This is a genomic window from bacterium, from assembly GCA_024224155.1.
Lineage (GTDB): Bacteria > Acidobacteriota > Thermoanaerobaculia > Multivoradales > JAHEKO01 > CALZIK01.
Map to the genome: position 1 here is coordinate 1 of JAAENP010000277.1, position 2,440 is coordinate 2,440.

At 63.9% G+C, this 2,440-nt stretch carries 4 protein-coding genes; all 4 read left to right on the forward strand.

The features are described 5' to 3' along the window. Positions 1-488: 488 nt before the first annotated feature. The gene (locus tag GY769_14405) at positions 489-899 is read left to right on the forward strand and encodes a hypothetical protein (protein ID MCP4203110.1); all 411 of its coding nucleotides are present in this window, start codon (positions 489-491) and stop codon (positions 897-899) included. After that, entirely contained in the window at positions 896-1,255 is a 360-nt protein-coding gene (gene tnpB, locus GY769_14410) for an IS66 family insertion sequence element accessory protein TnpB (GenBank protein MCP4203111.1), read from the forward strand. The genes GY769_14405 and tnpB overlap by 4 nt, the downstream gene beginning before the upstream one ends. A gap of 62 nt (positions 1,256-1,317) precedes the next feature. Beyond that, positions 1,318-2,193 carry a DUF4338 domain-containing protein gene (locus GY769_14415; GenBank protein ID MCP4203112.1) on the forward strand — a complete coding sequence of 292 codons (876 nt, stop codon included), beginning with the start codon at positions 1,318-1,320 and terminating at the stop codon, positions 2,191-2,193. After that, positions 2,190-2,440: hypothetical protein (locus GY769_14420; protein ID MCP4203113.1), on the forward strand; the 251-nt coding region annotated here is incomplete at its 3' end. The genes GY769_14415 and GY769_14420, both read left to right, overlap by 4 nt.

Below are 2,440 nucleotides of genomic sequence, written 5' to 3' on the forward strand. Positions count from 1 at the left end.
GGGCGGGGAACCGCGGGCTCCGCCGGCCTACCGTACGATGGCTACGCCGCTCGAAGGCTTCGTCCGCCCGCCGCGAAGCCGTCCTTTTGGGTCAGTCTCAATCAAAGCGTGAAAGAGCTCCCTCGGCGATATACGCTCCGCTCTCAAGCAGTGCGTCCCAAGCATCGAGGCATAATCTGTTGGTTTCTGGATCATCCTTGCTCTCGTCGTAGAGCCTAAGGAGCGCCTCGCTGAGGCCCATCCCACCTCTGAATGGGCGCCCCTCACCGAGGTCGTCGAGGTAGCTCCGGGCGATCTTGACCCGGGTCGCGCGAAAGGTTCTAAGCGGTCGATTGACACGCCCGAGTTGTAAGGCTAGGTCGTCGCGTACCAAGACCAATGCAGCGGACATAGCAGCTCGCTCGTGTCCTTTCAGCAAGCGTGCGTGACGGATCGTGAAGTGGCGGCTACCGTTGGTGGTCTAACCATCCACCGACGGAGGACAGCCGATGAAGCAAGGATCCCGCCGCCCTCGCCCCGACCTTCTGAGTGACGTTCGCGGCCAGTTCGAGCGCTGGCGGCAGAGTCGGAAGCGAGGCACCCGCATCCCTGAGGTGTTGTGGCGTGCCGCGGCCTCGGCCGGTCGCGAGCACGGCGTTTCGAAGACGGCCCAGGCCCTGCGACTTGACTACTACGCACTCAAGAAACGCGTCGCGTCGGGCCCCGAAGAGCGCTCGGCCGTCGAGCCCCTCAGCGAGATCAAGTTCCTCGAGATTCCGTTGGGCGCCCCCTCGGGGAGGCCGGAGTGCATCCTCGAGTTCGAGGACGGCCAGGGGGCCCGCCTGCGCGTCGAGCTCCAGGGCTCGGCGCTGGCAGAGTTGGAGACCGTGGCCCGTGCGTTGTGGAGTTTGGCGCGATGATCCAGCTTGCGCCGCAGATGCGCATCCGGGTCGCGATCGAGCCCGCGGACTTCCGGAAGGGTATTGATGGCTTGGCCCGGCTGGCTCGCGACGAGCTCGACAGCGACCCGTTCTCCGGCTGGATCTTTGTCTTCCGCAACCGCAAGGCGACGGCGGTGAAGATCCTGGTCTACGACGGCCAGGGATTCTGGCTCTGCTACAAGCGGCTATCCAGCGGCCGGTTCCGGTTCTGGCCGGGAGGAAAGACGCAACGGTCACTGGAAGCCCATGAGCTCCAAGTGTTGCTTTCGGCAGGCGATTACTCAGCGGCGCGGGCCGCGCCTGCGTGGCGTCGCCTGCGTGTCGCCAGCCAGTGAAGAGAAGATTCTTCTTCCAGGGGGTTGCGTTCCAGAAATCCGTCCGGTACGCTTCCTTGACCATGGAAGTGAAGCTGAGTTACCGCGGTCGCGAGGTCACGCACGGCGACATCACTTTCATCAATGAGCTCATTGCCCGCCACCCTGGCGCGAGCCGCCGTCGGCTGTCGGCACTTCTCTGCGAGGCTTGGGACTGGAGACAAGCCAACGGCGAGTTGCGGGACATGGTCTGCCGCGGCCTGATGCTCAAGTTGCATCGCGCCCGGCTCATCGAGCTACCCCCCGTGCGCTTTGTTCCCCGCAACAACGTGGTCGTTCGGCCCACGCCTCAGAGAGCCTTGATCGACCGCACGCCGCTGTGCAGGAGTCTGAAAGAGATTCGGCCACTCGAGATCCTCCAGGTCCGGCGCACGCGGGGGGAGGCGTTCTACGATGGCCTGATCGAGGAGTACCACTACCTCGGCTACACGCGGCCGGTGGGCGAGCACCTGAAGTACTTGATCCTGGCCTCGGAGCGACCGGTGGCGTGTATGGCGTGGGGCTCGGCACCGCGCCATCTGGGCCCGCGCGACCGTTTCATCGGTTGGTCGGGCGAGGCGCGGCGTCGCAACGTTCGCTATCTGGCTTACAACACCCGGTTCCTGATCCTCCCCTGGGTGGAGGTGGCGCATCTGGCGTCGCATCTTCTGGGGCGAATGGCGCGGGTGCTGTCGCAGGACTGGGAGCGCCTCTACAGCCACCCGATCTATTACCTCGAGACCTTCGTGGATCCAGCCCGTTTCCGCGGCACATGCTACCTCGCAGCCAACTGGATCGCCCTAGGTCAGACCACAGGCATCGGCCATAACGCGCGGACGAAGAAGGTAACCCAGCCGAAGAAGGAAGTGTTGGGCTATCCGCTGCGCAAAGATTTCCGCGAGCTGCTTGCGGCACCATGAGACGACGCAAACCCGAGGTGATCGAGTTGGAGGCGGCCGAAGTGGGGGCGATCGTCGAGCGTACCAAGTCCGCCCTCGATACGAAGGAGTACGAGAAACTCAAAGCCACCGTCGAGACCTGCTTTTGGATGATGGCCGAGCTGGAAAAGAAGAACGCGACCCTCGCGCGCTTACGCAAAGACCCGGCGAGCAACACGAAGAAGACCGAGAAGACGAGTGCGGTGCTCAACGAGGCGCAAGGTAACGA

What these genes read in the sequence shown, in the direction of transcription:
- GY769_14415 (MCP4203112.1), top strand. Translation starts at nt 1,318, where the DNA reads ATGGAAGTGAAGCTGAGTTACCGCGGTCGCGAGGTCACGCACGGCGAC.
- tnpB (MCP4203111.1), top strand. Translation starts at nt 896, where the DNA reads ATGATCCAGCTTGCGCCGCAGATGCGCATCCGGGTCGCGATCGAGCCC.
- GY769_14405 (MCP4203110.1), top strand. Translation starts at nt 489, where the DNA reads ATGAAGCAAGGATCCCGCCGCCCTCGCCCCGACCTTCTGAGTGACGTT.